The organism is Burkholderia torrens, from assembly GCF_984668525.1.
This window is the reverse complement of sequence record NZ_OZ480213.1, coordinates 1,110,276-1,133,011: the sequence shown is the minus strand read 5'-3', so window position 1 is coordinate 1,133,011 and position 22,736 is coordinate 1,110,276. Positions and strand designations below refer to the sequence as shown.

The window sequence follows — 22,736 nt, the reverse complement described above, 5'->3', positions numbered from 1 at the left end:
CCTGGAGAAACCGATGAACACCGCTGCTCCCGTCGCACTGTCGGTCAAGAACATCCACAAGTCGTTCGGCGATCATCATGTGCTGAAGGGCATTTCGCTCGACGCGCACGAGGGCGACGTGATCTCGATCCTCGGCGCGAGCGGGTCGGGCAAGAGCACGTTCCTGCGCTGCCTGAACCTGCTCGAGACGCCCGACGACGGTTCCGTCGCGCTCGCGGGCGAGGAACTGGCGATGAAGCGCGCGCGCGACGGCAAGCTGCACCCGAGCGACCGGCGCCAGGTCGACCGGATTCGCTCCCAGCTCGGGATGGTGTTCCAGAACTTCAACCTGTGGTCCCACATGACGGTGCTCGACAACCTCGTCGAAGGGCCGCTGCGCGTGCAGAAGCGCAGCCGGGCGGAAGCGGTGGAGGAAGCCGAGGCACTGCTCGCGCGCGTCGGGCTTGCCGACAAGCGCGGCTACTATCCCGCGCACCTGTCGGGCGGCCAGCAGCAGCGCGTCGCGATTGCCCGTGCGCTCGCGATGCATCCGAAGGTGATGCTGTTCGACGAACCGACGTCGGCGCTCGACCCCGAGCTGGTCGGCGAAGTGCTGCGCGTGATGCGCTCGCTCGCCGAGGAGGGCCGCACGATGCTGGTCGTCACGCATGAAATGGGCTTCGCGCGCCATGTGTCGAATCGCGTGATGTTCCTGCATCAGGGCGAAGTCGATGCGGACGGCACACCCGATGCGCTGTTCGGCGGCCAGTGCTCGGAACGCTTCCGGCAGTTCGTGTCGAGCCATCACGACCGCACCGCGAACTGAGGCTGCCATGACCGTGTTTCGTTCCACCACGCCGCTCGAATGGCGGCAGGTCGCGGCCGTGGCGGCCGGCGATCCGCTCGGCTTGACCGGCGACGCGCGCGAACGCGTCGTCGCGGCACGCGAGCTCGTCGACGCGCTCGTGGCGCGCGGCATTCGCGCATACGGCGTCAATACGGGCGTCGGCGCGCTGTGCAACGTGATCGTGTCGCCCGCTCAGCAGAGCGAACTGTCGCGCAACATCCTGATGAGCCACGCGGTGGGCGTCGGCGTGCCGCTCGGTGCGGCGGAAACGCGCGCGATCATGGCGGCGGCGATCAACAACTACGCGCATGGCTATTCGGGCGTGCGTGTCGACGTCGTCGAGCAGCTCGTCGCACTGCTCGAACACGATTGCCTGCCCGAAGTGCCGGCCCACGGCTCGGTCGGCTACCTGACCCACATGGCGCACGTCGCGCTCGTCTGCATCGGCCACGGTCATGCTCGCTATCGCGGCGAGCGCATGCGCGGCGACGAGGCGCTGCGCCGTATCGGCCGCGAACCGCTCGTGCTTGGCGCGAAGGAGGGGCTGAGCCTCGTCAACGGCACCCCGTGCGTCACGGGCCTGGCCGCGCTCGCGCTGGCCCGCGCGGAACGCTTGCTCGACTGGGCCGACTGGATCGCGGCGATGAGCTTCGAGAACCTCGGCGGACAACTTGCCGCCTTCGACCCGGCCTCGCTTGCGCTGCGGATTTCGCCCGGCATCGGGCAGGTCGGTGCCCGCTTGCGTGCGCTGCTGGCGGACAGCGGCATGCTGGCTGCGGCGAGCGGCCGGCATACGCAGGATCCGCTCAGCCTGCGCACGATTCCGCACGTGCATGGCGCGGCGCGCGATGTGTTCGTCGTCACGGCCGAGGTGGTCGATCGCGAACTCGCGTCCGTCACCGACAATCCGATCGTCGCCGGCACGCGCGAGGCGCCGGCCGCGCATTCGCAGGCGCATGCCGTCGGCGCGGGCATCGCGCTCGCGATGGACAGCCTCGCGGCCGCGATGGCGCAGGTCGCGGCGATCGCCGAGCGGCGTCTCGACCGGCTCGTGAATCCGCTCGTCAGCGGGTTGCCGGCGTTTCTCGCGACGCCGGGCGGAAGCTGCTCGGGTTTCATGATCGCGCAATACACGGCGGTCGCGCTGGTCGCGCAGAACCAGCGGCTCGCGGCGCCGGCGAGCCTCGACGGCGGCATCACGTCGGGGCTGCAGGAGGATCACCTGTGTCATGCGACACCGGCGGCGCTGAAGGCGCTCGACATCATCGAGAATACGACGCGCGTGCTCGCGATCGAGCTGTTGGCCGCCGCTCAGGCGTACGATCTGCAGCGGGACGAAACCGGGCGCGCCGCGTCGACCGACGCGTTGTGGCGCCACGTGCGCGAACGCGTGCCGGCGTATCGCGACGACCGGCCGCTTGCGGACGACATCGCGATCGCGGCCGCCATCGTCGCGGGCGTGCCGCCTTCGTTGCAGTGACGACGGGCGACGACGGCGAGTCATCCATTATTCATTCGGTCGAGGGCGCATGAACGAAACGGAACGCGAACCTGCCGCATGGGCGGCGCGGGCATCGGGCGACGCCGTGCCGGCGCGCGCACTGCCGGCCTATCAGCAGATCAAGCGCTACGTCGTCGAACGGATCGCGAAGGGTGACTGGAAGCCCGGCGGCGCGATTCCGACCGAGGCCGAACTGGTCAAGGAGTTCGGCGTGGCCCGGATGACGGTGTCGCGCGCGCTGCGCGAGCTGACGGCCGAACGTGTGCTAACCCGCATCCAGGGGGCCGGCACGTTCGTCGAGCGCCGGCATTACGAATCGACGGTGCTGGAGATCCGCAACATCGCGGACGAGATTGCCGAGCGCGGTCATCGGCATCGTGCGCGGGTGCTGCAGATCGAGCGCAGCGTCGATCCGGAAGCAATCGATGCGCTCGGACTGCGTTCCGGGCCCGTGTTTCATTCACGCATCGTGCACTATGAGGAAGACGAACCGATCCAGTTCGAGGATCGCTACGTCAATCCAGCGTTGTTTCCTGCCTATCTGGAGCAGGACTTCTCGATCGAGACGCCGAATCATTACATGGTGCGCCTGGCGCCGATTCAGCGTGCCGAGTTCAGGATCTACGCGGAGAAGCCCAATGCGCAGGTGCGCCGGCATCTCGTGATGGAAATCGGCGAGCCGTGCCTGCTGTTGAGGCGCCGCACCTGGGTCGGCGAGCAGGTTGCCACGTCGGTCACGCTGTGGCATCCGGCGTCGCGGTTTCATCTGGCGGGGAAAGTGTAGGGACGCCGCCGGCCGGCCGCACGGGGCGCGCCACGCGCGATACGACGGGCCGGCAACGGTTGCCGGCCCGCGTCGGCCATGGCGTCAGTCGTCACCCTTCTCGAGCACGCTCTGCGTCAGCGCGACCGACGGAATCGTCGGCTTGAGCAATGCGCGGCGCGCACGGCTGCTCAGCCATTTCCAGCCGGCCACGAGCAGCAGCGCGACCAGCGGAATCGATGCGATCGTCCACGTTCCGTTCGGGTAGTCGAACGCCATCAGGACCAGCACGCCGAGCAGGAACAGCAGCGTCAGCCACGACGTCACGGGCGCGCCGGGCATCCTGAACGACACGTCGTCCACCTCGCCGCGCCTGACCGCGGCGCGGAACTTCATCTGGCATACGACGATGAAGCCCCACGTGCTGATGATGCCGAGCGACGCGATGTTCAGCACGATCTCGAACACGCTCGACGGCACGAGATAGTTGAGCAGCACGCCCACCACGTAGATCGCGACCGTCACGAGAATGCCGGCGTACGGCACGGATTGCGCGCTCATCCTGGCGAGGAACGCCGGCGCCGAGCCACCCATCGACAGCGAGCGCAACACGCGCCCGGTCGAATACAGGCCGGAGTTGAGGCTCGACAGCGCGGCCGTCAGCACGACCAGGTTCATCACCGAACCGATGCCGGGCACGCCGAGCGCCCCGAAGAACGTGACGAACGGGCTCTGGCCGGCCTTGTACGCGCTCCACGGCAGCAGGCAGACGAGCAGGACGACCGACGCGACATAGAAGATCGCGATGCGCCAGATCACGTTGTTGATCGCGCGCGGCAGCACCTTGCGCGCATCCTTGCATTCGCCGGCGGCCGTGCCGACCAGCTCGACGCCCGCGAACGCGAACACCACGCCTTGCACGAGCACCAGCGCCGGCATCAGTCCGTGCGGAAAGAACCCGCCGTGGTCGGTGATCAGATGCAGCCCGGTGTCATGGCCGGCGACTGGCATGCCCGTGCCGAGGATCAGCGAACCGATCGCGAGGAACAGCACGATCGCGGCAACCTTGATCAGCGCGAACCAGAACTCCATTTCGGCGAACCACTTCACGCCGATCAGGTTCATCGTCGCGACGATGCAAAGCGCGACGAGCGCGAAGATCCATTGCGGCACGCCTGCGAACGGCGCCCAGTAGTGCATGTAGAGCGCGACCGCGGTGATGTCGACGATGCCGGTCATCGCCCAGTTCAGGAAGTACATCCAGCCTGCGACGAACGACGCCTTCTCGCCGAGGAATTCGCGCGCGTACGACACGAAGCTGCCGCTGCTGGGGCGATGCATCACGAGCTCGCCGAGTGCGCGCAGGATCAGGAACGAAAACGCGCCGCACACCAGATAGACGATCGCGAGCGCCGGCCCGGCCGCCTGCAGCCGGGCGCCGGCGCCGAGAAACAGCCCCGTGCCGATGGCCCCGCCGATCGCGATCATCTGCACCTGTCGATTGCCGAGGGTCTTGTGATAACCGGCTTCGTGTGATTCGAGCCAGTTGCGTTTGTCGGTGTCGCCGGTTGTCGACGGTTCGGGAATCGATGCCATGACTGCATCCTCGTGCACGAATGTGATTGGAGTCATTCCGGTCGCGAGACGACCGGAACCACCGGTACCGGAGAAACAGGGGCGCGGAATCCAGCTGGCCATCCTGATCGCGTGTCGCCGGGCGCGGCGAAGGTCCGGTACGTCGTGAACGTATTCAGCCGTTATTCCGATCACAAACGGCATGCAAATTTCGACTGGGCCTGTTCGAATCCGTGCATACGGGATCGGCCGTGATCCCGCACGGCGAGCCGGTCGCAGGCCGGTGCGTGAACAGAATGGTTAATTTGGTGCGCCGGGGCGCGCTGCAAATGGGCAGCCGCCGCGGCCGGTGCCGGCCCATGCACCGAAATGAGGAATGCGGCGCGCGAGGAATGCCGTCCGGGGCGGCCGCGGCAAGCTTCGCACGGCGATGGCCCGGTTCTTGCTGAAGGGGTTTGGGCGGCGCAACGGTTGTGCTGCCCGACGACATACCAGACAAGGAAGATGCACCGTGAGCCCGACGACTCGACCGTTTCCCCGCCGCACCTGGCTGGCTGCGCTGATCGCAGCATCCGCGATGGCGCTCCTCGCCGCCGCACCGGCGCATGCCGATGCGCTCGACACCATCGCGAAAAACGGCGCGTTGCGCGTCGCGGTGCCGGAGGACTATCCGCCGTTCGGCTCGGTCGGCACGGACATGCAGCCGCAGGGCTACGACATCGACATGGCCGAACTGCTCGCCAAGTCGCTCGGCGTGAAGCTGAAGCTGGTGCCCGTGAACAGCGCGAACCGGATTCCGTACCTGACGACCAACAAGGTCGACATGGTGATCTCGTCGCTCGGCAAGACGCCGGAGCGCGAGAAGGTCATCGACTTTTCGACCGCGTACGCGCCGTATTTCCAGGGCGTGTTCGGGCCGGCCGACATGAAAGTGAGCGCGCCCGCCGACCTGACCGGCAAGACGGTCGGCGCCACGCGCGGCGCGCTCGAGGAGATCGCGCTGTCGCAGCTCGCGCCGAACGCGACGATCAAGCGCTTCGAGGACAACAACGCGACGATCCAGGCGTTCCTGTCGGGACAAGTGCAGCTGATCGCCGCCGGCAACATCGTTGCGGCGGCCATTCTCGCGAAGAATCCGCCGCGCCGGCCCGAGGTCAAGTTCGTGATCAAGAATTCGCCGTGCTTCGTCGGCGTCAACAAGAACGAACCGCGCCTGCTGGCGAAGATCGACGACACGATCGCGCACGCGAAGCAGGACGGCACGCTGGGCACGATGTCGAAGAAGTGGCTCGGCCAGCCGTTGCCGGCCGGACTCTGAGCGTGCGCAGCCGTGCCTGATGCGCCGCCGCGGCCGGCATGCCCGGCGCGGCGGATGTCGTTGTCCGACCCCGAATCCATCCCTTTGTCATGAGTTACCAGCTTCAATTCGGCGAACTGAGCGAGTATGCCGGCGTGTTCGCGAGCGGTGCGGCGATCACGCTGGCACTGACCGCGGTCGCGACCGTGCTCGGCGTGGCGATCGGCGTGCTCGGCGCGGCCGCGTACAGCGCCGATGCGCGCGCGGCCGTGCGGCTGCGCCCGTTGATCGGCGCGTACGTCGAGGCGATCCGCAACACGCCGTTCGTCGTCCAGCTGTTCTTCATCTTTTTCGGCCTGCCCGCGCTCGGCGTGCACATCGACGAATACACGGCCGCGCTCCTCGCGATGACGCTCAATCTCGGCGCGTATGCGGTCGAGATCGTGCGCGCGGGCGTCGCCGCCGTGCCGAAAGGGCATCTCGAAGCGGCGTCCGCGCTGGCGATGTCGCGCGCGCAGATGCTGCGCCACGTCGTCCTGCCGCAGGCGCTCGCCAAGGTGTTTCCGGCGCTCTCGAGCCAGATCGTGATCACGATGCTCGGGTCGGCCGTCGTGTCGCAGATCTCGGTGGCCGACCTGACCTATGCGGCGGGCTACATTCAATCGCGCAACTTTCGCGCATTCGAGACGTATTTCGTGATCACGCTCTCGTATCTGGCGATGGCGCTGCTGCTGCGTGCCACGCTCGGCGCGATGGGCCGCCGCCTGTTCTCCCGCCGCCTGCGAGGTGCGCGATGACCGATTTCACGTTCGGGCAGATTCTCGCGAACCTGCTGCTGGCCGCGCGCTGGACGGTCGTGCTGTCGATCGTGTCGTTCGTGTCCGGCGGCCTCGTCGGCCTCGGGCTGCTCGTGATGCGCGTGTCGAACTCGGCGGTGCTGCGCGGTGCCGCGAAGCTCTACATCGAGGTGTTTCAGGGCACCCCGTTGCTCATGCAACTGTTCATCGTGTTCTTCGGCTTGCCGCTCGTCGGGCTCGACGTTCCGCCGTGGGTTGCGGCCACCGCAGGGCTCACGTTCTTCACCAGCGCGTATCTCGCCGAAATCTGGCGCGGCTGCGTCGAGGCGGTGCCGAAAGGGCAGTGGGAGGCGTCGTCGAGCCTGGCGATGAGCTATGTCGAGCAACTGCGTCACGTGATCCTGCCGCAGGCGGCGCGCATCGCGATCGCGCCGACCGTCGGCTTCGGCGTGCAGGCCGTGAAGGATACGGCGCTGGTGTCGATCATTGGTTTTACCGAGCTGACGAAGGCCGGCATCGCGATCTCGAACGCGACGTTCCGGCCGTTCGTCGTATACGGGCTCGTCGCGCTGATCTATTTCGCGCTCTGTTATCCGCTCACCCGATATGCGCGCACGTTGCAAAGGAGATGGCATGCCGCTCGTTGAAACCCGAGGAATCGAAAAGAACTTCGGCTCCCATCATGTGCTCAAGGGCATCGATTTCTCCGTCGAGCGCGGGCAGGTCGTCTCGATCATCGGCCGCAGCGGCTCGGGCAAGAGCACGCTGCTGCGCACGCTCAACGGGCTCGAGAGTATCGACGCGGGGACGATCTCGATCGACGGCGAACGCGTCGACGCGCGGCACGCGGACCTGCGCGCGCTGCGGCTGAAGGTCGGGATGGTGTTCCAGCAATACAACCTGTTTCCGCATCTGAGCGCCGGGCAGAACGTGATGCTCGCGCAGTCGGTCGTGAAGAAGACGCACGGTCAGCAGGCGCGCGCGATCGCGGAGCTGATGCTCGAGCGCGTCGGGCTCGGCGACAAGTTCGACGCGTTTCCGGAGCAGCTGTCGGGCGGCCAGCAACAGCGCGTCGCGATCGCACGGGCGCTCGCGATGAAGCCGAGCGTGCTGCTGTGCGACGAAATCACGTCGGCGCTCGATCCCGAGCTGGTCGGCGAGGTGCTGGGCGTCGTCGAGCAACTCGCGCGCGAGGACATGACGCTGATCATGGTCACGCACGAAATGAACTTCGCGCGGGCGGTGAGCGACAGGATCGTGTTCATGCACCAGGGCAGGGTGTGGGAAACCGGGACCGCCGAGGAGATCTTCGAGCGGCCGCAGACCGTGGAGCTGACGCGGTTTCTAGGCAGCGTCCGGCACACGGAAGCCGCCGCGCGCTGATGCGCCGGGCGGCAGGTGCCTGCCGCCCGGCCGCTGCCGGGCCGCAGCCTCGCGCCCGGCGGGTCGGCTTCAGTCGAGCCCGCCCTGGCACAGGTACTTGATCGACAGGTAATCGTCGAGGCCGTAGCGCGAGCCTTCACGGCCGTAGCCCGATTCCTTCACGCCGCCGAACGGCGCGGCTTCGCTCGCGAGCGCGCCTTCGTTGATGCCGACGATGCCGGTTTCGAGCCGCGCCGACACGCGCGCGATGCGCCGCACGTCCTGCGTATAGAAATACGCGGCAAGCCCGAACGGCGTGTCGTTCGCGGCGCCGACGGCTTCGTCCTCGGACTCGAAGCGGAACAACGCCGCGACCGGGCCGAAGGTTTCCTCGCAGGTCAGCTGCATGTCGGCGGTGGCGTCGGCGAGCACCGTCGGCGCGTAGAAGTTCGGTCCGAGTTCGGTCAGGCGCTTGCCGCCGGCGAGCGCGCGTGCGCCGCGCTCGATGGCGTCGCCGACGTGGCGCGCGATCTTGTCCACCGCACGCGCGTTGATCATCGGGCCGATCTGCGCGGCCGGGTCGGTGGCCGGCGCGACCTTCAGCGCGGCGACGCGCGCGGCGAGCTTCGCGGCAAAGGCGTCGTAGACGCCGGCCTGCACGTACACGCGATTCGGCGACACGCAGGTCTGGCCGCCGTTGCGGAATTTCGCGGCCATCAGCCCGTCGACCGCGGCGTCGAGCTCGGCATCGTCGAACACGATGAACGGCGCATTGCCGCCGAGCTCCAGCGACAGCTTCTTCAGCGTCGCCGCCGATTCGCGGGCGAGCAGCTTGCCGACGGGCGTCGATCCGGTGAACGTGATCTTGCGCACGCGGCCGTCGGCGAGCCAGTCGCCCACCGCCTCGATGCCGCGCTCGCGCGACGCGGCGATCAGGTTCAGCACGCCGGGCGGCACGCCGGCTTCCTGTGCGAGGAAGGCGAGCGCGAGTGCGGTCAGCGGCGTATCCTCCGCCGGCTTCGCGACGACCGTGCAGCCGGCCGCGAGCGCGGGCGCGATCTTGCGCGCGATCATCGCGAGCGGGAAATTCCACGGCGTGACCGCGGCGACGATGCCGATCGGTTCCTTCACCGCACTGAGCCGCTTGCCGCGCTGCTGCTGCGGAATCAGGTCGCCGTACGTGCGCGTCGCTTCCTCGGCGAACCACAGCACGTACGACGCGCCGTACGCGACTTCGCCGCGCGCTTCCGCGAGCGGCTTGCCCTGTTCGCGCGACATCAGTTTCGCGAGATCGTCGGTGTGCGCGATGATCGCCGCATGCCATGCACGCAGGATCGCGGCGCGTTCGCGGGCCGGCGTCGCGCGCCATGCAGGCAGCGCGCGTGCGGCCGCATCGGTCGCGGCACGCGCGTCGGCGGCGCTGCTGTCGGGTGCGGAGGCAACGATCTCGAGCGTCGCCGGATCGGTGACGTCGAAGCGGCGGCCGTCGAGCGCGTCGCGCCACGTGCCGTCGATCAGGTTGGCGGTGCGAACGAGTTCGGTTCGGGACAGCGTAAGCGGCATGACAGTTCCTTGGATGGAGCAGTTCGGCGACAGCGGCTGCGCGGGCGCGTGATGATCCTGCGCGGACAGCGGGCTGCCGCGTTCAGGGCGATCGCACGCTGCGGTCAGTGCCGTTCGCCGAACAGCGATTCGAGCGGGTAGTGCCGTTTGACGAACGGCGATTTGATGATCACGTAACTGAAATACTTCTCGATGCCGATGTTCTGCTCGAGCAGCCCTTCGACGATCGTCTGGTAGTGGCTCACGCTGCGCGTGATGAACTTCAGCAGGTAGTCGTAGCCGCCGCTCGCGAGGTGGCACTCGACGATCTCGTCGACGTTGCGGATGGCCGCGACGAAGCGGTCGAAGTCCTCACGGCGGTGGTCGGCCAGCGTGACCTCGGTGAACACGACCTGCACGTCGCCGAGTTTCTCGAGCTGGATGTGCGCGCCGTAGCCGCCGATGTAGCCGGCCTTCTCGAGCCGCTTCACGCGGATCAGGCATGGACTGGGCGACAGCCCGACCGCGTCGGCCAGTTCGACGTTGGTCATGCGGCCGCGCTTCTGCAACTGGGAGAGGATGCGCAGGTCGATGCGATCCAGCTTGCTGTCCGTCATGTTCACGTGAGTCGGAAAAAATGGAATGTCCGGTTACTTTAGAGTCGAACGATGGCCGCCACAAGCCCGGCTTTCCCTTGGCCCGTCAGGCCGGCTGCGCGTGCGCGGCGTCCAGCGCGCGCTGCACGCCCGTGTCGGCCAGCACGTCGTCGAGCGTCTTGCGCAGGCGTTCGAACAGCAGGTCGAACTCGCCCGCGGTGAAGCTCAGCGCCGGCGCGAAGCCGAGCACGCCGTCGCCGAATGCGCGAAACACCACGCCGTTCGCATACGCGGCCGCCGCGATCTTGTCCGGCACGTTCAGCGCCGCGTCGAAGCGCGTCTTGCGCGCCTTGTCGGCGACCAGTTCGAGCGCGCCGAGCAGGCCGACCGAGCGCGCGTCGCCGACCAGCGGATGCGCGCGCAGCGCATCGAGCCCCGCCGCGAAGCGCGGCGCCAGCGCCTGGCCGTTCGCGAGCAGCCCGCCTTCGTGATAGAGCTTCAGCACCTCGAGGCCGATCGCCGCGCTGACCGGATGCGCGGAATACGTATGACCGTGACCGACCGCGGCCGACTCCGTGCGGCTGCCCGCAATGCCTTCGTAGATTTCGTCGGACATCAGCACGGCGCCCATCGGCGCATAGCCGGCGGTCAGGCCCTTCGCGACGGTCATCAGGTCCGGATCGAGCTGCTCCCGCTCGCACGCGAACAGCGGGCCGGTGCGGCCGAAGCCGGTGATCACCTCGTCGGCGACGAACAGGATGCCGAGGCGCCGGCACGCTTCGCGCATCGCCTTCAGCCAGCCGGCCGGCGGCACAATCACGCCGCCCGAACCCTGCACGGGCTCGCAGAAGAACGCCGCGACGTTGTCCGCGCCGAGTTCCGCGACTTTCGCCTCGAGCGCGGCGACCGACGCGGCGATCAGCGCCTGCGGATCGTCGCCGAGCGGATGGCGGTACGGGTACGGCGACGGGATGTGGTGCTGGTCCGCGCGAGGCAGGTCGAAATGGCGGTGGAACACCGGCAGCGCAGTCAGGCCGGCGCCGATCGACGACGAGCCGTGATAGCCGCGTTCGAGCGCGATCATGTGCTTCTTCGACGGGCGGCCGGTCGCGTTGAAATAGTGCGTGATGAAGCGCACCGCGGAATCGACCGCATCCGATCCGCCGAGCGTGAAGTACACGCGGTTCAGCGACGGCGGTGCGAGTGCCGCGAGCCGTTCGGCCAGCTCGATCGCGGGCTGCGAGCCGAAATGGAAATAGCCGGTCGCGTAGGGCAGCTTCGCCATCTGGTCGGCGGCGGCTTTCACGATGCTGTCGCGGCCGTAGCCGACGTTCACGCACCACAGGCCCGAGAATGCGTCGAGCAGCGTATGGCCCGCGGCGTCGCGCAGGAACACGCCGTCGGCGGATTCCAGCACGGTGACGCCGCGCGCTTCGTGTGCACGGTAATTGACGACGGGGTGGATCAGGTGTTGACGATCGGCTTCGATCAGCGCGGCTTGGTTCATGGGAAGGCGGGACTCTCGTCAGGTGTCAGCGGTGAGTTCATGCTAACGGGCGAGAAATCCGCATGCGTCTTCAATTTGCGGCGCGAAACGTACGCACGCGGCGTTTGCACGGGGCGCTTCGGCATTTTCTGCTGCGCGCCCGGCCGGCCGGGCGCGCCCGTCAGTAGCCGCGCGCGCGATCGACGACACCGACCATCGGCTGGCCCGCGCGATGGCGCGCGAGGTTCGCGAGGATGGCGTCGACGGCGGTGTCGGGCCGCGTCGCGCTGGCAATGTGCGGCGTGATCCGGATGCGCGGGTGCGTCCAGAACGGGTGGCCGGCCGGCAATGGTTCGGGATCCGTCACGTCGAGGATCGCGCTGTCGAGGCGGCCGCCGTCGAGCGCGGCGAGCAGCGCGGCTGCATCGAGCTGCGGGCCGCGCCCGACCTGCACGAGCGATGCGCCGGCCGGCAGCGCATCGAACACGCGCGTGCCGAGCAGGCCGCGCGTGCCGTCGGTGAGCGGCAGCAGGCAGATCAGGATGTCGGTGCGGGCCAGGAACGGTTCGAGCGCCGCGTCGCCCGCGTAGCAGTCGACGCCGTCGAGCGTGCGCGGCGTGCGGCTCCAGCCGGCGCACGGAAAACCGAAGCGCCGCAGCGTGTCGAGCACGGCCTGGCCGAGCGTGCCGAGCCCGAGCACGCCGACGCGCCGCGACGCGGCCGCGCGCACGGGATGCTCGCGCCATACCTGCTCGCGCTGCTGCGCCGCATAGTCGAACAGGTCGCGGTGGATCGTCAGCACGGCCTGCGTCACGTACTCGACCATCCCTTCGACGATGCCCGGCTCGATCATCCGCACGACGGGGATGTGCGAAGGCACGCTCGACAGGTCGAACTGGTCGATGCCGGCGCCGACCGAGAACACGACCTCGAGATTCGGCAGGAGTGCGACCGGGTCGTCCGGCGGCTGCCATGCGGCGAGATAGCGGACGGCTGCGGCGTCGCCGAGGTCCGGCCAGATCCGGAACGGCAGATCGGGTGCCAGTTGCGCGAAGCGCGCCGCCCATTGTGCGCCGCGCACCGGGTCGGCCTTGTAGAGAAAGCTCATCGTGTGTCCTGCTCAACCGAGCGCCTGGTTCACGATCGCGTACGCGCGCAGCGCCGGGTCGCGTTCGGGCGCCGCGCCGCGCGCCATCGCGACGACGGTGTCGACGCGCGGCAGCCCGAGCCCCTGCAGCCAGTCGGACAGCCCGCTGTCGCCCGGCACGTCGAGCCGCACGAACATGCCCTCGTGCAGCGCGAGCCAGTGGCTGATCAGCGCTTGCGCACGCAGCGCATCCGGTGCGATCACCGGGCCGATCACGTGGCCGCGGCCGAAACGGCGGAACAGCGCGAAGCCGAGCAGCTCGCCGTCGCGGTCGAGCGCGATCCCGTTCGCGACGTCGAGCAGCGCATCGATCACGGCGCCGCGTTCGTAGCCGGCCGCGCGCGACGCGAGCGCGGCGAGGCGCGGCCCGTCGTTGGTGCCGAGCGGGCGCAGGCGCTCGCCCGGCGGCAGCGAGATCAGCGGCGGCTGGAAGGCCGCGCCCTGGTGCTGATCGATCGTATCGATCGCTTCGAATCCGAATTTCGCGTACAGCGGTTCGCCCGCCGGCGTCGCGTGCAGAAAAATGGTGCGCGTGCCGAGACTGTCGACCACGCGGGTCATCAGCTCGCGCCCGATGCCGTGGCCCTGGCGCTCGGGCGACACGATGACCATGCCGAGCGACGCGTGCGATTCGCCGAAGGGCCAGCCAAACGCGGTGCCAACGATGCCGGTTTCGTCTTCGGCGACGAAGCCGTTGCCGAGCGCGAACACGAAGCGCCAGTCGTCGAGCCGGTGCGGCCACTTGACCGCCTCCGACAGCCGATGCGCGGCGGGCAGGTCTGCTTCGGCGAGCGGGCGATACGTGAGCGTGCGGGAAGGATTGTGGTCGGACACGCCGGACTCCGGATGGGGTGGAAATGACGCGATTACTCTGCCAGCGCGGCGGCGCAACGGATAGGACGATTCGCCTGTTTTCCGGCGGCGCGGCCCTGCGCGCGCGATCGACGCGAATCCGCTCGACCGGCACGGACGATTCCGCACGTCGTGCCGGCGCGGCCGGTCAATTCGACCGTTCCTGCTGTGACGGCGGTACTACGATGAAAGCGCGGCGTCACGCCCGAATGCCTGCGGACCGCAGCGGCAGGCAGGGCGGGGCGCGCCGCATATCGTGCTGCTCGCGCCGCGCAACACGCGGCGATTCTGCGTTTCGGACGGCGCCAAACGACGCGCGCGGCACTTTTTGCCTTGATTCAATTTCGTCAAACCCAGCCCGTCCCCGGCCCGGCCCGGGGCTTCACACCGACAGGACGTCACCATGATCCAGTTTGAACCGAAGTACATCACCTTCGACTGCTACGGCACGCTGACCCATTTCCGGATGGCCGAGACGGCGCGCGAAATCTATGCGGACCGGCTGTCGCCGGTCGCGATGGAGGCGTTCGTACGTGCGTTCGCCGCGTATCGGCTCGACGAGGTGCTCGGCGCCTGGAAGCCGTACCGCGACGTCGTCGTCAACGCAATCCGCCGCACCTGCGCGCGGGTCGGTGTGAAGTTCGACGAAGCCGAGGCCGAACGTTTCTATCTGGCGGTGCCGACGTGGGGCCCGCATCCGGACGTGCCGGCCGGGCTGTCGCGGCTGGCTTCGAAGTACAAGCTGGTGATCCTGTCGAACGCAATGGACGAGCAGATCATGAGCAACGTCGACAAGCTCGGCGCGCCGTTCCATGCCGTGTTCACCGCGCAGCAGGCCCAATCGTACAAGCCGCGCATGCAGGGCTTCGAATACATGTTCGACAAGCTCGGCTGCAAGCCCGAGGACGTGCTGCACGTGTCGTCGAGCCTGCGCTACGACCTGATGACGGCCGAGGATCTCGGGATCAAGCACAAGGCGTTCGTGAATCGCGGCCACGAGCCGGGCACGCCGTTCTACAACTATTACGAAGTGTCGGACATCGGCCATCTCGCGACGCAGCTCGGCCTGTAAGCGACGCGTTTCCCCGGTGCGATGTCGCGCGCATCTGCCGCGGCCTGTCGCGATACCCGGGGAAAACCCGCGCACCTGGCAGGCCGGCGGCGTCGCCACGCCGCGCAAGTGTGCGCGTTGCACCGCGCCTTCGGGATGAATGCCTGGCGGCCGCCAGCAATCCTCTGAACTTTCACACGCGCATCGCCAGCGGCACCGGACGACGCGCAGCGGTACGCAGCGGGCAGCCGTCCGAGGTCCCTGCAAGCACGCAGCAAATCATGCTGCGCGGGCCACCCAAAACGGTCGATTCGTATCGTGAGGGCGCCTCGAATCGGGACAACCGGCATTTTGGCGATGCTTAAATGAATTGCATGTGTACGACGCAGCGCCCGCCACCAGCAAGCGGGCGCGGCGGGATTGAACAACCACGCTGGACCCTTGGACCCACTTTCCACAGTCAGGAGCAGTTCGGATGAGCGACGATATCGACAACGGCGGCAAGGGCGGCTTCACGCGCCGCGACATGATGAAGGTCATGGCGGCGAGCGGCATGATGGCCGCCGGCGCCGGCGGACTGCTGACGACCCCCGGATCTGCATTCGCCGCGCCCGCGCCGAAGCGCGGCGGCAAGATCCGGGTCGCGAACGAAGCCGGCTCGACGGCCGACACGCTCGATCCGGCCAAGGGCTCGACGGGTGCGGACTATACGCGCTTCTTCATGTTCTACAGCGGCCTCACGCAGCTCGATGCGAGCCTCACGCCGCAGATGAACCTCGCCGAGTCGCTGCAGACGACCGATGCGAAGACGTGGATCATCAAGCTGCGCAAGGGCGTCACGTTCCACGACGGCAAGCCCGTCGGCCCGGCCGACGTGGTGTTTTCGCTGATGCGTCACAAGAACGCGGCCACCGCGTCGAAGGTCAAGACGCTTGCCGAACAGTTCGCGGATGCGAAGGCGAGCGGGCCCGACGAAGTCACGTTGACGCTCGCGAGCGCGAACGCGGACCTGCCGGTCATTCTCGCGACGCCGCAGCTCGTGATCGTCAAGGACGGCACGACCGACTTCTCGACCGGCATCGGCTGCGGCCCGTACAAGCTGAAATCGTTCAAGCCGGGCGTATCGACCGTCGGAGTGCGCAACGACAGCTACTTCAAGCCGGGCAAGCCGTATCTCGACGAGATCGAGCTGATCGGCATCAGCGACAGCGCCGCGCGCCTGAACGCGCTGCTGTCGGGCGACGTGCACTTGATCAACGCGATCGATCCGCGCTCGACGCAGCGGGTCTCGTCGACGCCGGGCTACGCGCTGAAGGAAACCAAGTCGGGCCTCTATACCGACCTGATCATGCGCAGCGACAACCCGATCGTCTCGAGTCCCGATTTCGTCGAAGGGATGAAGTACCTGTTCGATCGCGAGCAGCTCCGCACGGCGGTGTTCCGCGGCTACTCGGTGATCGGCAACGACCAGCCGATTCCGCCGGGGCATCGCTACTACAACGCGTCGCTGCCGCAGCGGGCGCACGATCCGGACAAGGCGAAGTTCCTGTTCCAGAAGGCGGGTGCGCTGGGCGCCACGCTGCCGCCGATCTATGCGACGTCCGACGCGAACGGGTCGATCGAAATGGCCGTGCTGCTGCAGCAGGCCGGCCAGAAGATCGGGCTGAACCTGCAGGTCAACCGCGCGTCGCCCGACGGCTACTGGTCGAACCACTGGATGAAGCACCCGCTCACCTTCGGCAACATCAACCCGCGCTCGAGCGCCGACGTACTGTTCACGCAGTTCTTCAAGTCGGATGCGCCGTGGAACGAGTCGGGCTGGAAGAACGCGAAGTTCGACCAGTTGCTGCTCGCCGCGCGTTCGGAAACCGACGACGCGAAGCGCAAGCAGATGTACGGCGACATGCAGGTGATCGTGTCGCAGCAGGGCCGCGTCGGCATTCCGGCGTTCATCAGCTTCCTCGACGGATATGACAAGCGGCTCGCGGGCCTCGGCTCGATCCCGACCGGCCCGATGATGGGCTTCACGTTCGCCGAGAACGTGTGGTGGAACGCATGACGTTGTTGCTGGCCGCCGTCGCGCGGCCGGTGCGGACCACCGCGCCGGCCACGCGCGGTTTTTTCGGGAGTGCCGCTCAATGAACCGAATTCTCATCGGCCTGATCGGCCGGCGCATCGCGGTCACCGCGCTGACGCTGCTGATCGTGTCCGCGATCATCTTCACGATCACGAACCTGTTGCCGGGCGACGCCGCGCAGGCCGCGCTCGGCCAGTCGGCGACGCCGGAGACGGTCGCCGCGCTGCGCCAGCAGTTCGGCCTCGACATGCCGGCGCACGTGCGTTACGTGCACTGGCTCGGCGGGTTGCTGCACGGCGATTTCGGCCGGTCGCTGTCCGGCGACATGCCGGTGTCGGAGCTGATCGGCGGGCGCCTGCCGAAGTCGCTCGCGCTGGCGGCGATCACCACCGCCGTGTCGGTGCCCATCGCGCTGCTGCTCGGGATCCTCGCGGCGGTCAAGCGCGAGTCGGTGATCGACCGCGTGATCAGTCTCGGCACGCTGTCGCTCGTCGCGACGCCGGAATTCCTGATCGCGACGGTCGCCGTGCTGGTGTTCGCGGTGAAGCTGCGCTGGTTGTCCGCGCTGTCGTACAGCGGCCCGATCGAGAGCCTGCACGATTTCCTGCGTGCGTACGCGATGCCGGTGCTGACGCTGTGCGCGGTCGTGATCGCGCAGATGGCGCGGATGACGCGCGCCGCGGTGATCGAGCAGCTGAGCGCGTCGTATGTCGAGATGGCCGTGCTGAAGGGCGCGAGCCCCGCGCGTGTCGTGCTGCGCCATGCGCTGCCGAACGCGATCGGGCCGATCGCCAATGCGATCGCGTTGAGCCTGTCGTATCTGCTCGGCGGCGTGATCGTCGTCGAGACGGTCTTCAACTATCCGGGCCTCGCGAGCCTGATGGTCGACGCCGTCAGCAATCGCGATTTCCCGCTGGTCCAGGCGTGCACGCTGATTTTCTGCGTCGCTTACCTGACGCTCGTGCTGTTCGCCGACCTGTGCTCGATCGTGTCGAACCCGCGACTGCGCACCTGAGTGTTTCGTTTTCCTGCCGAGATGCCGCCCATGCAACCGATCGAACCCGTACAACGCAGCAGCGCGCTGCCGCCATCCGGCGACCCGCCCCTGGGGCGGGGCAGCCTGCCGCCTGCCGCACCTGCTCCCGACCAGCCGCGCAAGCGCCGCGCCGCGCGCATTGCATTGACGACCGGCGGCCGCGTCGGACTGTCGATGGTCGGCCTGATGCTGTTCGTCGCCGTGTTCGCGCCGCTGATTGCGCCGCATGACGTCGGCACGATCGTCACGACCGACGTGTTCGCGTCGTTCAGTGCGAAGCTGCCGTTCGGCTCCGACTTCCTCGGCCGCGACATGCTGAGCCGGATCCTGTACGGCACGCGGCTGACCGTGCTGCTCGCGCTGGCCGCGGTGCTGCTCGCCGCGGTGACCGGCACGACGCTCGGGCTGCTCGCGACCGTGTCGGGCCGCGCGGTCGACGAGACGATGAGCCGGTTGCTCGACGCGCTCACGTCGATTCCGTCGAAGATGTTCGCGCTGATGTTCGTCGCCGCGTTCGGCTCGTCGCTGCCGCTGCTGGTCCTCACCGCCGCGGTCAGCTACATGCCCGGCTCGTACCGGATCGCGCGCGCGCTGGCGATCAACATCAGCACGCTCGAATTCGTGCAGGTGGCGCGGGCGCGCGGCGAAAGCGCGCTGTACATCGCGTGCGTCGAGATGCTGCCGAACATGATCCACCCGATGCTGGCGGACACCGGGCTGCGCTTCACGTTCGTCGTGCTGCTGCTGAGCGGCCTGAGCTTTCTCGGGCTCGGCGTGCAGCCGCCGTATGCGGACCTCGGCTCGCTCGTGCGCGAGAACATCGCGAGCCTCGGCGACGGCTCGGCCGTCGCGATCATGCCCGCGGTCGCGATCGCGATCCTGACGGTGGGCGTCAACCTGATGATCGACGGCCTGCCGCATCGCGGCCGCCGCAAGGGCGCGGCTGCTGCCGCCGGAGAACACTGATGCGAGATCAATCGACTCCGCTCGTCGAGGTGCGCGGGCTGCGCGTGGTCGGCGGCCGGCCGGGCGGCGAGGAAACGACGATCGTCCACGGCGTCGACTTCGATATCGGGCGCGGCGAGGTGCTCGCGCTGATCGGCGAATCGGGCTCCGGCAAGACGACGATCGCGCTGTCGCTGATGGGCCATGCGCGCACCGGCTGCCGGATCGCCGGCGGTTCGGTGAAGCTCGGCGGCACGGACGTCTGCACGCTGTCCGCGCAAGCGCTGACCGCGCTGCGCGGCCGCAAGGTCGCGTATATCGCGCAGAGCGCCGCCGCCGCGTTCAACCCGTCGCGCACCATTCTCGACCAGGTGATCGAGAGCGCGCTGATCCACAAGACGATGTCGAAGCGCGACGCGCAGGCGAAGGCGATCGAGCTGTTTCGCGCACTCGCGCTGCCGGAGCCGGAGACGATCGGCAAGCGCTATCCGCACCAGGTATCGGGCGGGCAGCTGCAGCGGCTGATGGCCGCGATGGCGCTGATCACCGATCCGGAGCTGGTGATCCTCGACGAGCCGACCACCGCGCTCGACGTGACCACGCAGATCGACGTGCTGCAGGCGTTCAAGAGCGTGATCCGGCGCTACGGAATGAGTGCGGTGTACGTGTCGCACGACCTCGCCGTGGTTGCGCAGATGGCCGACCGGATCGTCGTGCTGAGCGACGGCGTGATCCGCGAGGCCGGTGCGACCGAACAGATCCTGCATGCGCCGACGCACCCGTATACGCAGAGCCTGATCGCGGCGGTCACGCCGAACGACGCCGAACGCGATGCCGCAGGTGACGCGAAAGCGGCGAGCGCCGCACCGGTGCCGCTGCTCGACGTGCGCGGCGCGATCGCCGGCTACGGCGGCCGCACCGCGAAGGGCTGGCCCGCGAAGGTGATTCTGCACGAGGTGGACCTGCGCATCGGGCGCGGGCAGACCGTCGGCGTGATCGGCGAATCGGGCTCCGGCAAGACGACGCTCGCGAAAGTGATCGCGGGCCTCGTGCCGGCGACCGGCGGCGCGATCCTGCTCGATGGCGAGCCGCTCGCGCGCGATATCGGCAAACGAACGAAGGAGCAGCATCGCCGCGTGCAGATCGTGTTCCAGAACGCCGATACCGCGCTCAACCCGGTGCATACCGTCGAGCGCACGCTCGCGCGACCGCTGGCGTTCTATCACGGGATCAAGGGCGCGCGTGCACGCCAGCGCGTCGCGGAACTGCTCGAGCTCGTGCGGCTGCCGCCGGCGGTGGCCGCGCGGCGTACCGGTGAATTGTCCGGTGGGCAGAAGCAGCGCGTGAACCTCGCGCGCGCGCTGGCAGCCGAGCCCGACCTGATCCTGTGCGACGAGGTCACGTCGGCGCTCGATACCGTCGTCGGCGCCGCGATCATCGAGCTGCTGCGCGACCTGCAGGCGAAGCTCGGCGTGTCGTATGTGTTCATCACGCACGACATCGCGAAGGTGCGCGCGATCAGCGACGACATCGTCGTGCTGTATGCGGGCCGCCGCGTGGAGACGGGCAGCCGCGACGCGCTGTGCGCGCCGCCTTATCACCCGTATTCGCACCTGCTGGTGTCGTCCGCGCCGGAACTGCGTGCGGGCTGGCTCGACGATGCGACCGAGCGTTGCCACCGGCCGCTGGTGCCGATCGGCGAGCGCGAGAACGAGGCCGAGCTGTGTCCGTTCCTGTCGCGCTGCGCGATGCGCGTGGACGGCGTGTGCAACCGGACGGCCCCGTCGCTGCGCACGCTCGGGAACGGCGCGCAGGTGCTGTGTCATCGCAGCGAGGAAGATCTCGCGCGCTTCCAGGCGGAGCCGGCGCCGGCCGGCGTCGCGCCGGTGCAGCTGTAGTCCGTGGCGTGCCAACCGTTCATCGCGCGATGCGGTGGACGGCCCGCCGCATAGTCTGCCGCGGCGGTCGTGCAAAACGGCAATTTGTACGCGTGCCGCGCGCGAATACGCGGCAACTGCGGTTTTTGACGGTGATTAAATGATTCTCATTGAACGGTCGCCGATCGTCGTTGCCGGCATGCAAAAGAAGGATCCGATGAAACTGGAATCGTACTGGCTGGATACCCGTCCCGCGTTTCGCGCCGGCAGCGTTGGGCCCGTCGAAGGGCGCGCCGACGTGGTCGTGATCGGCGGCGGCTTTACCGGCTTGTCGGCGGCGCTCGCGCTCGCGCAGCGCGGCGTATCGGTGGTCGTGCTCGAAGCCGCGCAGGTGGCCGGCGAAGCGTCCGGCCGCAACGGCGGCCAGTGCAATACGGGCGTCGCGCAGGACTACGCGTCGCTGGCCGCGCGTATCGGCGCCGCGCAGGCTAAGCAGTTTTATCTCGCGTACGAAAGCGCGGTGAAAAGCGTCGAGACGATCGTGACCGAGCAGGCGATCGACTGCGACTTCCGGCGCGCGGGCAAGCTGAAGCTCGCCGCGAAGCCACAGCACTTCGCGGGGCTCGAAAAGACCTTCAACGCGTTGCGGCGCGATGTCGATCCGGACATCGAACTGATCGAGCCGTCGCGGATCCGCGATGAAATCGCGTCCGATGGTTTCTACGGTGGACTCCTGCAGCGCAACGGCGCGCAGATGCACATGGGCAAGTTCGGCGTCGGCCTCGCGCAAGCGGCCGTGCGCGCCGGCGCACGCGTATACGAACACGCGGCCGTCACACAGCTCGACAGGATGGACGGCGAACGCCACCGGATCACCTGCGCCCGCGGCACGATCGTCGCCGACCGCGTGCTGGTCGCGACCGGCGCCTCGCAGCACGGGCCATTCGCGTGGTTCCGGCGGCGCATCGCGCCGGTCGGCAGCTTCATCGTCGTGACCGAACCGCTGCCCGATGCGCAGTTGAACCGGCTGTTTCCGCATCGCCGTGCGTACGTGACGTCGCGCCAGATCGGCAACTACTTCCGCGTGACGCCCGATAACCGGCTGCTGTTCGGCGGACGCGCGCGTTTCGCGATGTCGAGCCCGCGCTCCGATGCGAAGAGCGGCGACATCCTGCGCGCCGGCATGGCCGGCTATTTCCCCGAGCTGGCCGGCGTGCGGCTCGATTACTGCTGGGGCGGGCTGGTCGACATCACCGCCGACCGGCTGCCGCGCGCGGGCCAGCATGACGGGCTCTATTACTCGATGGGCTACAGCGGCCACGGTGTGCAGATGTCGGTGCACATGGGCCGCGTGATGGCCGACGTGCTGTATGGGGCGGCCACGTCGAACCCGTGGCACGAACTCGAATGGCCGGCGATGCCGGGTCATTTCGGGCACGCGTGGTTCCTGCCGCTCGTCGGCGCGTATTACCGGATGCAGGATTTCCTGCATTGAAGTGAGCGCCCCCGGAGAATTCGAAATGACAGTGCAATTCGTTGGCTCGCCTCGCGTCGCCCAGCCCGTTTCGCCGGCGATCGACGACGTGCTGCGCACGATCGACGCGTCGTTCGCGCAGCCGCTGAACCTGGACACGCTCGCGGCGGTGGCCGGGTTGAGCGTGTCGCGTTTCACCGCGCGCTTTCGCAGCGAAACCGGACTGTCGCCGCACCGGTATCTGTGTCTCGTGCGGGTACGGCGTGCGCAGGACCTGTTGCGCGCGGGTCTCGCGCCGTCGGTCGTCGCGACCGACGTCGGCTTCTTCGATCAGAGCCATCTGTGCCGGCATTTCCGGCGCGTGCTCGGGATCACGCCGCGCGATTACGTGGTCGCGCGGACGGGCGGCGCGCCGCTGCGAACGCCATCGACGCGCCTGCGCGACGAACGCCGCGAAGCGTCGTGTCACGCGGCGTAAGCACACGCATGGACGACATGCCCCGCTGAGGATGTCCGGCAGAAGAGCCGGCGA

The 22,736-nt window shown here is 68.1% G+C and carries 20 protein-coding genes; 14 read left to right on the top strand and 6 right to left on the bottom strand.

The genetic code is table 11. From position 1 onward, the window contains the following. Positions 1–13 precede the first annotated feature (13 nt). The 3 genes from AC5LXX_RS35340 to hutC are packed head-to-tail and all read left to right on the top strand — an operon-like array spanning position 14 to position 3,111. Complete coding sequence (locus AC5LXX_RS35340; protein ID WP_493413800.1) at positions 14–805, top strand: ABC transporter ATP-binding protein; 792 nt, start codon at positions 14–16, stop codon at positions 803–805. Positions 806–812: 7 nt separating this feature from the next. After that, complete coding sequence (locus AC5LXX_RS35335; protein ID WP_493405880.1) at positions 813–2,306, top strand: aromatic amino acid ammonia-lyase; 1,494 nt, start codon at positions 813–815, stop codon at positions 2,304–2,306. A gap of 49 nt (positions 2,307–2,355) precedes the next feature. Further along, positions 2,356–3,111 carry a histidine utilization transcriptional repressor HutC gene (gene hutC, locus AC5LXX_RS35330; protein WP_493413799.1) on the top strand — a complete coding sequence of 252 codons (756 nt, stop codon included), beginning with the start codon at positions 2,356–2,358 and terminating at the stop codon, positions 3,109–3,111. An 84-nt stretch (positions 3,112–3,195) separates the two neighbouring features. On the opposite strand, the gene ansP is transcribed toward hutC, so the two are convergent. Further along, positions 3,196–4,686, bottom strand: a complete 1,491-nt coding sequence (ansP, locus tag AC5LXX_RS35325; protein WP_493413798.1) for an L-asparagine permease — start codon at positions 4,684–4,686, stop codon at positions 3,196–3,198. Positions 4,687–5,176: 490 nt separating this feature from the next. Here ansP and AC5LXX_RS35320 point away from each other — a divergent pair, with 490 nt between their 5' ends. From AC5LXX_RS35320 to AC5LXX_RS35305, 4 genes are all read left to right on the top strand, one after another. After that, complete coding sequence (locus AC5LXX_RS35320; protein ID WP_124456841.1) at positions 5,177–5,983, top strand: transporter substrate-binding domain-containing protein; 807 nt, start codon at positions 5,177–5,179, stop codon at positions 5,981–5,983. A gap of 89 nt (positions 5,984–6,072) precedes the next feature. Continuing rightward, positions 6,073–6,759 carry an amino acid ABC transporter permease gene (locus tag AC5LXX_RS35315; protein WP_493413797.1) on the top strand — a complete coding sequence of 229 codons (687 nt, stop codon included), beginning with the start codon at positions 6,073–6,075 and terminating at the stop codon, positions 6,757–6,759. Continuing rightward, positions 6,756–7,406, top strand: a complete 651-nt coding sequence (locus AC5LXX_RS35310) for an amino acid ABC transporter permease (protein WP_493413796.1) — start codon at positions 6,756–6,758, stop codon at positions 7,404–7,406. The genes AC5LXX_RS35315 and AC5LXX_RS35310 overlap by 4 nt, the downstream gene beginning before the upstream one ends. Then, a complete protein-coding gene (locus AC5LXX_RS35305; protein WP_124456838.1) occupies positions 7,393–8,142 on the top strand; it encodes an amino acid ABC transporter ATP-binding protein in 750 nt (249 codons plus the stop codon). Before AC5LXX_RS35310 ends, AC5LXX_RS35305 begins: the two co-directional genes overlap by 14 nt. Before the next feature lie 69 nt (positions 8,143–8,211). Here AC5LXX_RS35305 and AC5LXX_RS35300 read toward each other — a convergent pair whose 3' ends face one another. From AC5LXX_RS35300 to AC5LXX_RS35280, 5 genes are all read right to left on the bottom strand, one after another. Beyond that, a complete protein-coding gene (locus AC5LXX_RS35300; protein WP_493413795.1) occupies positions 8,212–9,684 on the bottom strand; it encodes an NAD-dependent succinate-semialdehyde dehydrogenase in 1,473 nt (490 codons plus the stop codon). A 104-nt stretch (positions 9,685–9,788) separates the two neighbouring features. Beyond that, positions 9,789–10,280 (bottom strand): Lrp/AsnC family transcriptional regulator, encoded by a 492-nt coding sequence (locus AC5LXX_RS35295; RefSeq protein WP_006749694.1) that lies wholly within the window; start codon positions 10,278–10,280, stop codon positions 9,789–9,791. 85 nt (positions 10,281–10,365) lie between these two features. Continuing rightward, positions 10,366–11,766 carry an aspartate aminotransferase family protein gene (locus AC5LXX_RS35290; protein ID WP_493413794.1) on the bottom strand — a complete coding sequence of 467 codons (1,401 nt, stop codon included), beginning with the start codon at positions 11,764–11,766 and terminating at the stop codon, positions 10,366–10,368. Positions 11,767–11,926: 160 nt separating this feature from the next. Further along, on the bottom strand, positions 11,927–12,853 hold the full coding sequence (locus tag AC5LXX_RS35285) for a 2-hydroxyacid dehydrogenase (RefSeq protein ID WP_493413793.1): 927 nt from the start codon (positions 12,851–12,853) through the stop codon (positions 11,927–11,929). A 12-nt stretch (positions 12,854–12,865) separates the two neighbouring features. After that, the gene (locus AC5LXX_RS35280) at positions 12,866–13,726 is read right to left on the bottom strand and encodes a GNAT family N-acetyltransferase (protein WP_124456834.1); all 861 of its coding nucleotides are present in this window, start codon (positions 13,724–13,726) and stop codon (positions 12,866–12,868) included. A 421-nt stretch (positions 13,727–14,147) separates the two neighbouring features. Between AC5LXX_RS35280 and AC5LXX_RS35275 the strand changes: the two genes are divergently transcribed. From AC5LXX_RS35275 to AC5LXX_RS35245, 7 genes are all read left to right on the top strand, one after another. Then, positions 14,148–14,816 (top strand): haloacid dehalogenase type II, encoded by a 669-nt coding sequence (locus tag AC5LXX_RS35275; protein WP_322084739.1) that lies wholly within the window; start codon positions 14,148–14,150, stop codon positions 14,814–14,816. A 454-nt stretch (positions 14,817–15,270) separates the two neighbouring features. Next, positions 15,271–16,854 carry an ABC transporter substrate-binding protein gene (locus AC5LXX_RS35270; protein ID WP_124456832.1) on the top strand — a complete coding sequence of 528 codons (1,584 nt, stop codon included), beginning with the start codon at positions 15,271–15,273 and terminating at the stop codon, positions 16,852–16,854. A 79-nt stretch (positions 16,855–16,933) separates the two neighbouring features. Next, positions 16,934–17,887, top strand: coding sequence for an ABC transporter permease (locus AC5LXX_RS35265; RefSeq protein ID WP_493413792.1), 954 nt, complete (start codon positions 16,934–16,936; stop codon positions 17,885–17,887). A gap of 30 nt (positions 17,888–17,917) precedes the next feature. Further along, positions 17,918–18,874, top strand: a complete 957-nt coding sequence (locus AC5LXX_RS35260; RefSeq protein WP_493413791.1) for an ABC transporter permease — start codon at positions 17,918–17,920, stop codon at positions 18,872–18,874. Then, positions 18,874–20,751, top strand: a complete 1,878-nt coding sequence (locus AC5LXX_RS35255) for an ABC transporter ATP-binding protein (protein ID WP_493413790.1) — start codon at positions 18,874–18,876, stop codon at positions 20,749–20,751. Before AC5LXX_RS35260 ends, AC5LXX_RS35255 begins: the two co-directional genes overlap by 1 nt. Positions 20,752–20,947: 196 nt before the next feature. Further along, positions 20,948–22,225 (top strand): NAD(P)/FAD-dependent oxidoreductase, encoded by a 1,278-nt coding sequence (locus tag AC5LXX_RS35250; RefSeq protein ID WP_493413789.1) that lies wholly within the window; start codon positions 20,948–20,950, stop codon positions 22,223–22,225. A 25-nt stretch (positions 22,226–22,250) separates the two neighbouring features. Next, positions 22,251–22,682, top strand: coding sequence for an AraC family transcriptional regulator (locus AC5LXX_RS35245; protein ID WP_322084736.1), 432 nt, complete (start codon positions 22,251–22,253; stop codon positions 22,680–22,682). The last annotated feature ends 54 nt before the right edge of the window (positions 22,683–22,736 follow it).

Coding starts and splice junctions, on each gene's coding strand:
- AC5LXX_RS35340 (WP_493413800.1), top strand. CDS start 14: ATGAACACCGCTGCTCCCGTCGCACTGTCGGTCAAGAACATCCACAAG.
- AC5LXX_RS35335 (WP_493405880.1), top strand. CDS start 813: ATGACCGTGTTTCGTTCCACCACGCCGCTCGAATGGCGGCAGGTCGCG.
- hutC (WP_493413799.1), top strand. CDS start 2,356: ATGAACGAAACGGAACGCGAACCTGCCGCATGGGCGGCGCGGGCATCG.
- ansP (WP_493413798.1), bottom strand. CDS start 4,686: ATGGCATCGATTCCCGAACCGTCGACAACCGGCGACACCGACAAACGC.
- AC5LXX_RS35315 (WP_493413797.1), top strand. CDS start 6,073: ATGAGTTACCAGCTTCAATTCGGCGAACTGAGCGAGTATGCCGGCGTG.
- AC5LXX_RS35310 (WP_493413796.1), top strand. CDS start 6,756: ATGACCGATTTCACGTTCGGGCAGATTCTCGCGAACCTGCTGCTGGCC.
- AC5LXX_RS35305 (WP_124456838.1), top strand. CDS start 7,393: ATGCCGCTCGTTGAAACCCGAGGAATCGAAAAGAACTTCGGCTCCCAT.
- AC5LXX_RS35300 (WP_493413795.1), bottom strand. CDS start 9,684: ATGCCGCTTACGCTGTCCCGAACCGAACTCGTTCGCACCGCCAACCTG.
- AC5LXX_RS35295 (WP_006749694.1), bottom strand. CDS start 10,280: ATGACGGACAGCAAGCTGGATCGCATCGACCTGCGCATCCTCTCCCAG.
- AC5LXX_RS35290 (WP_493413794.1), bottom strand. CDS start 11,766: ATGAACCAAGCCGCGCTGATCGAAGCCGATCGTCAACACCTGATCCAC.
- AC5LXX_RS35285 (WP_493413793.1), bottom strand. CDS start 12,853: ATGAGCTTTCTCTACAAGGCCGACCCGGTGCGCGGCGCACAATGGGCG.
- AC5LXX_RS35275 (WP_322084739.1), top strand. CDS start 14,148: ATGATCCAGTTTGAACCGAAGTACATCACCTTCGACTGCTACGGCACG.
- AC5LXX_RS35270 (WP_124456832.1), top strand. CDS start 15,271: ATGAGCGACGATATCGACAACGGCGGCAAGGGCGGCTTCACGCGCCGC.
- AC5LXX_RS35265 (WP_493413792.1), top strand. CDS start 16,934: ATGAACCGAATTCTCATCGGCCTGATCGGCCGGCGCATCGCGGTCACC.
- AC5LXX_RS35260 (WP_493413791.1), top strand. CDS start 17,918: ATGCAACCGATCGAACCCGTACAACGCAGCAGCGCGCTGCCGCCATCC.
- AC5LXX_RS35255 (WP_493413790.1), top strand. CDS start 18,874: ATGCGAGATCAATCGACTCCGCTCGTCGAGGTGCGCGGGCTGCGCGTG.
- AC5LXX_RS35250 (WP_493413789.1), top strand. CDS start 20,948: ATGAAACTGGAATCGTACTGGCTGGATACCCGTCCCGCGTTTCGCGCC.
- AC5LXX_RS35245 (WP_322084736.1), top strand. CDS start 22,251: ATGACAGTGCAATTCGTTGGCTCGCCTCGCGTCGCCCAGCCCGTTTCG.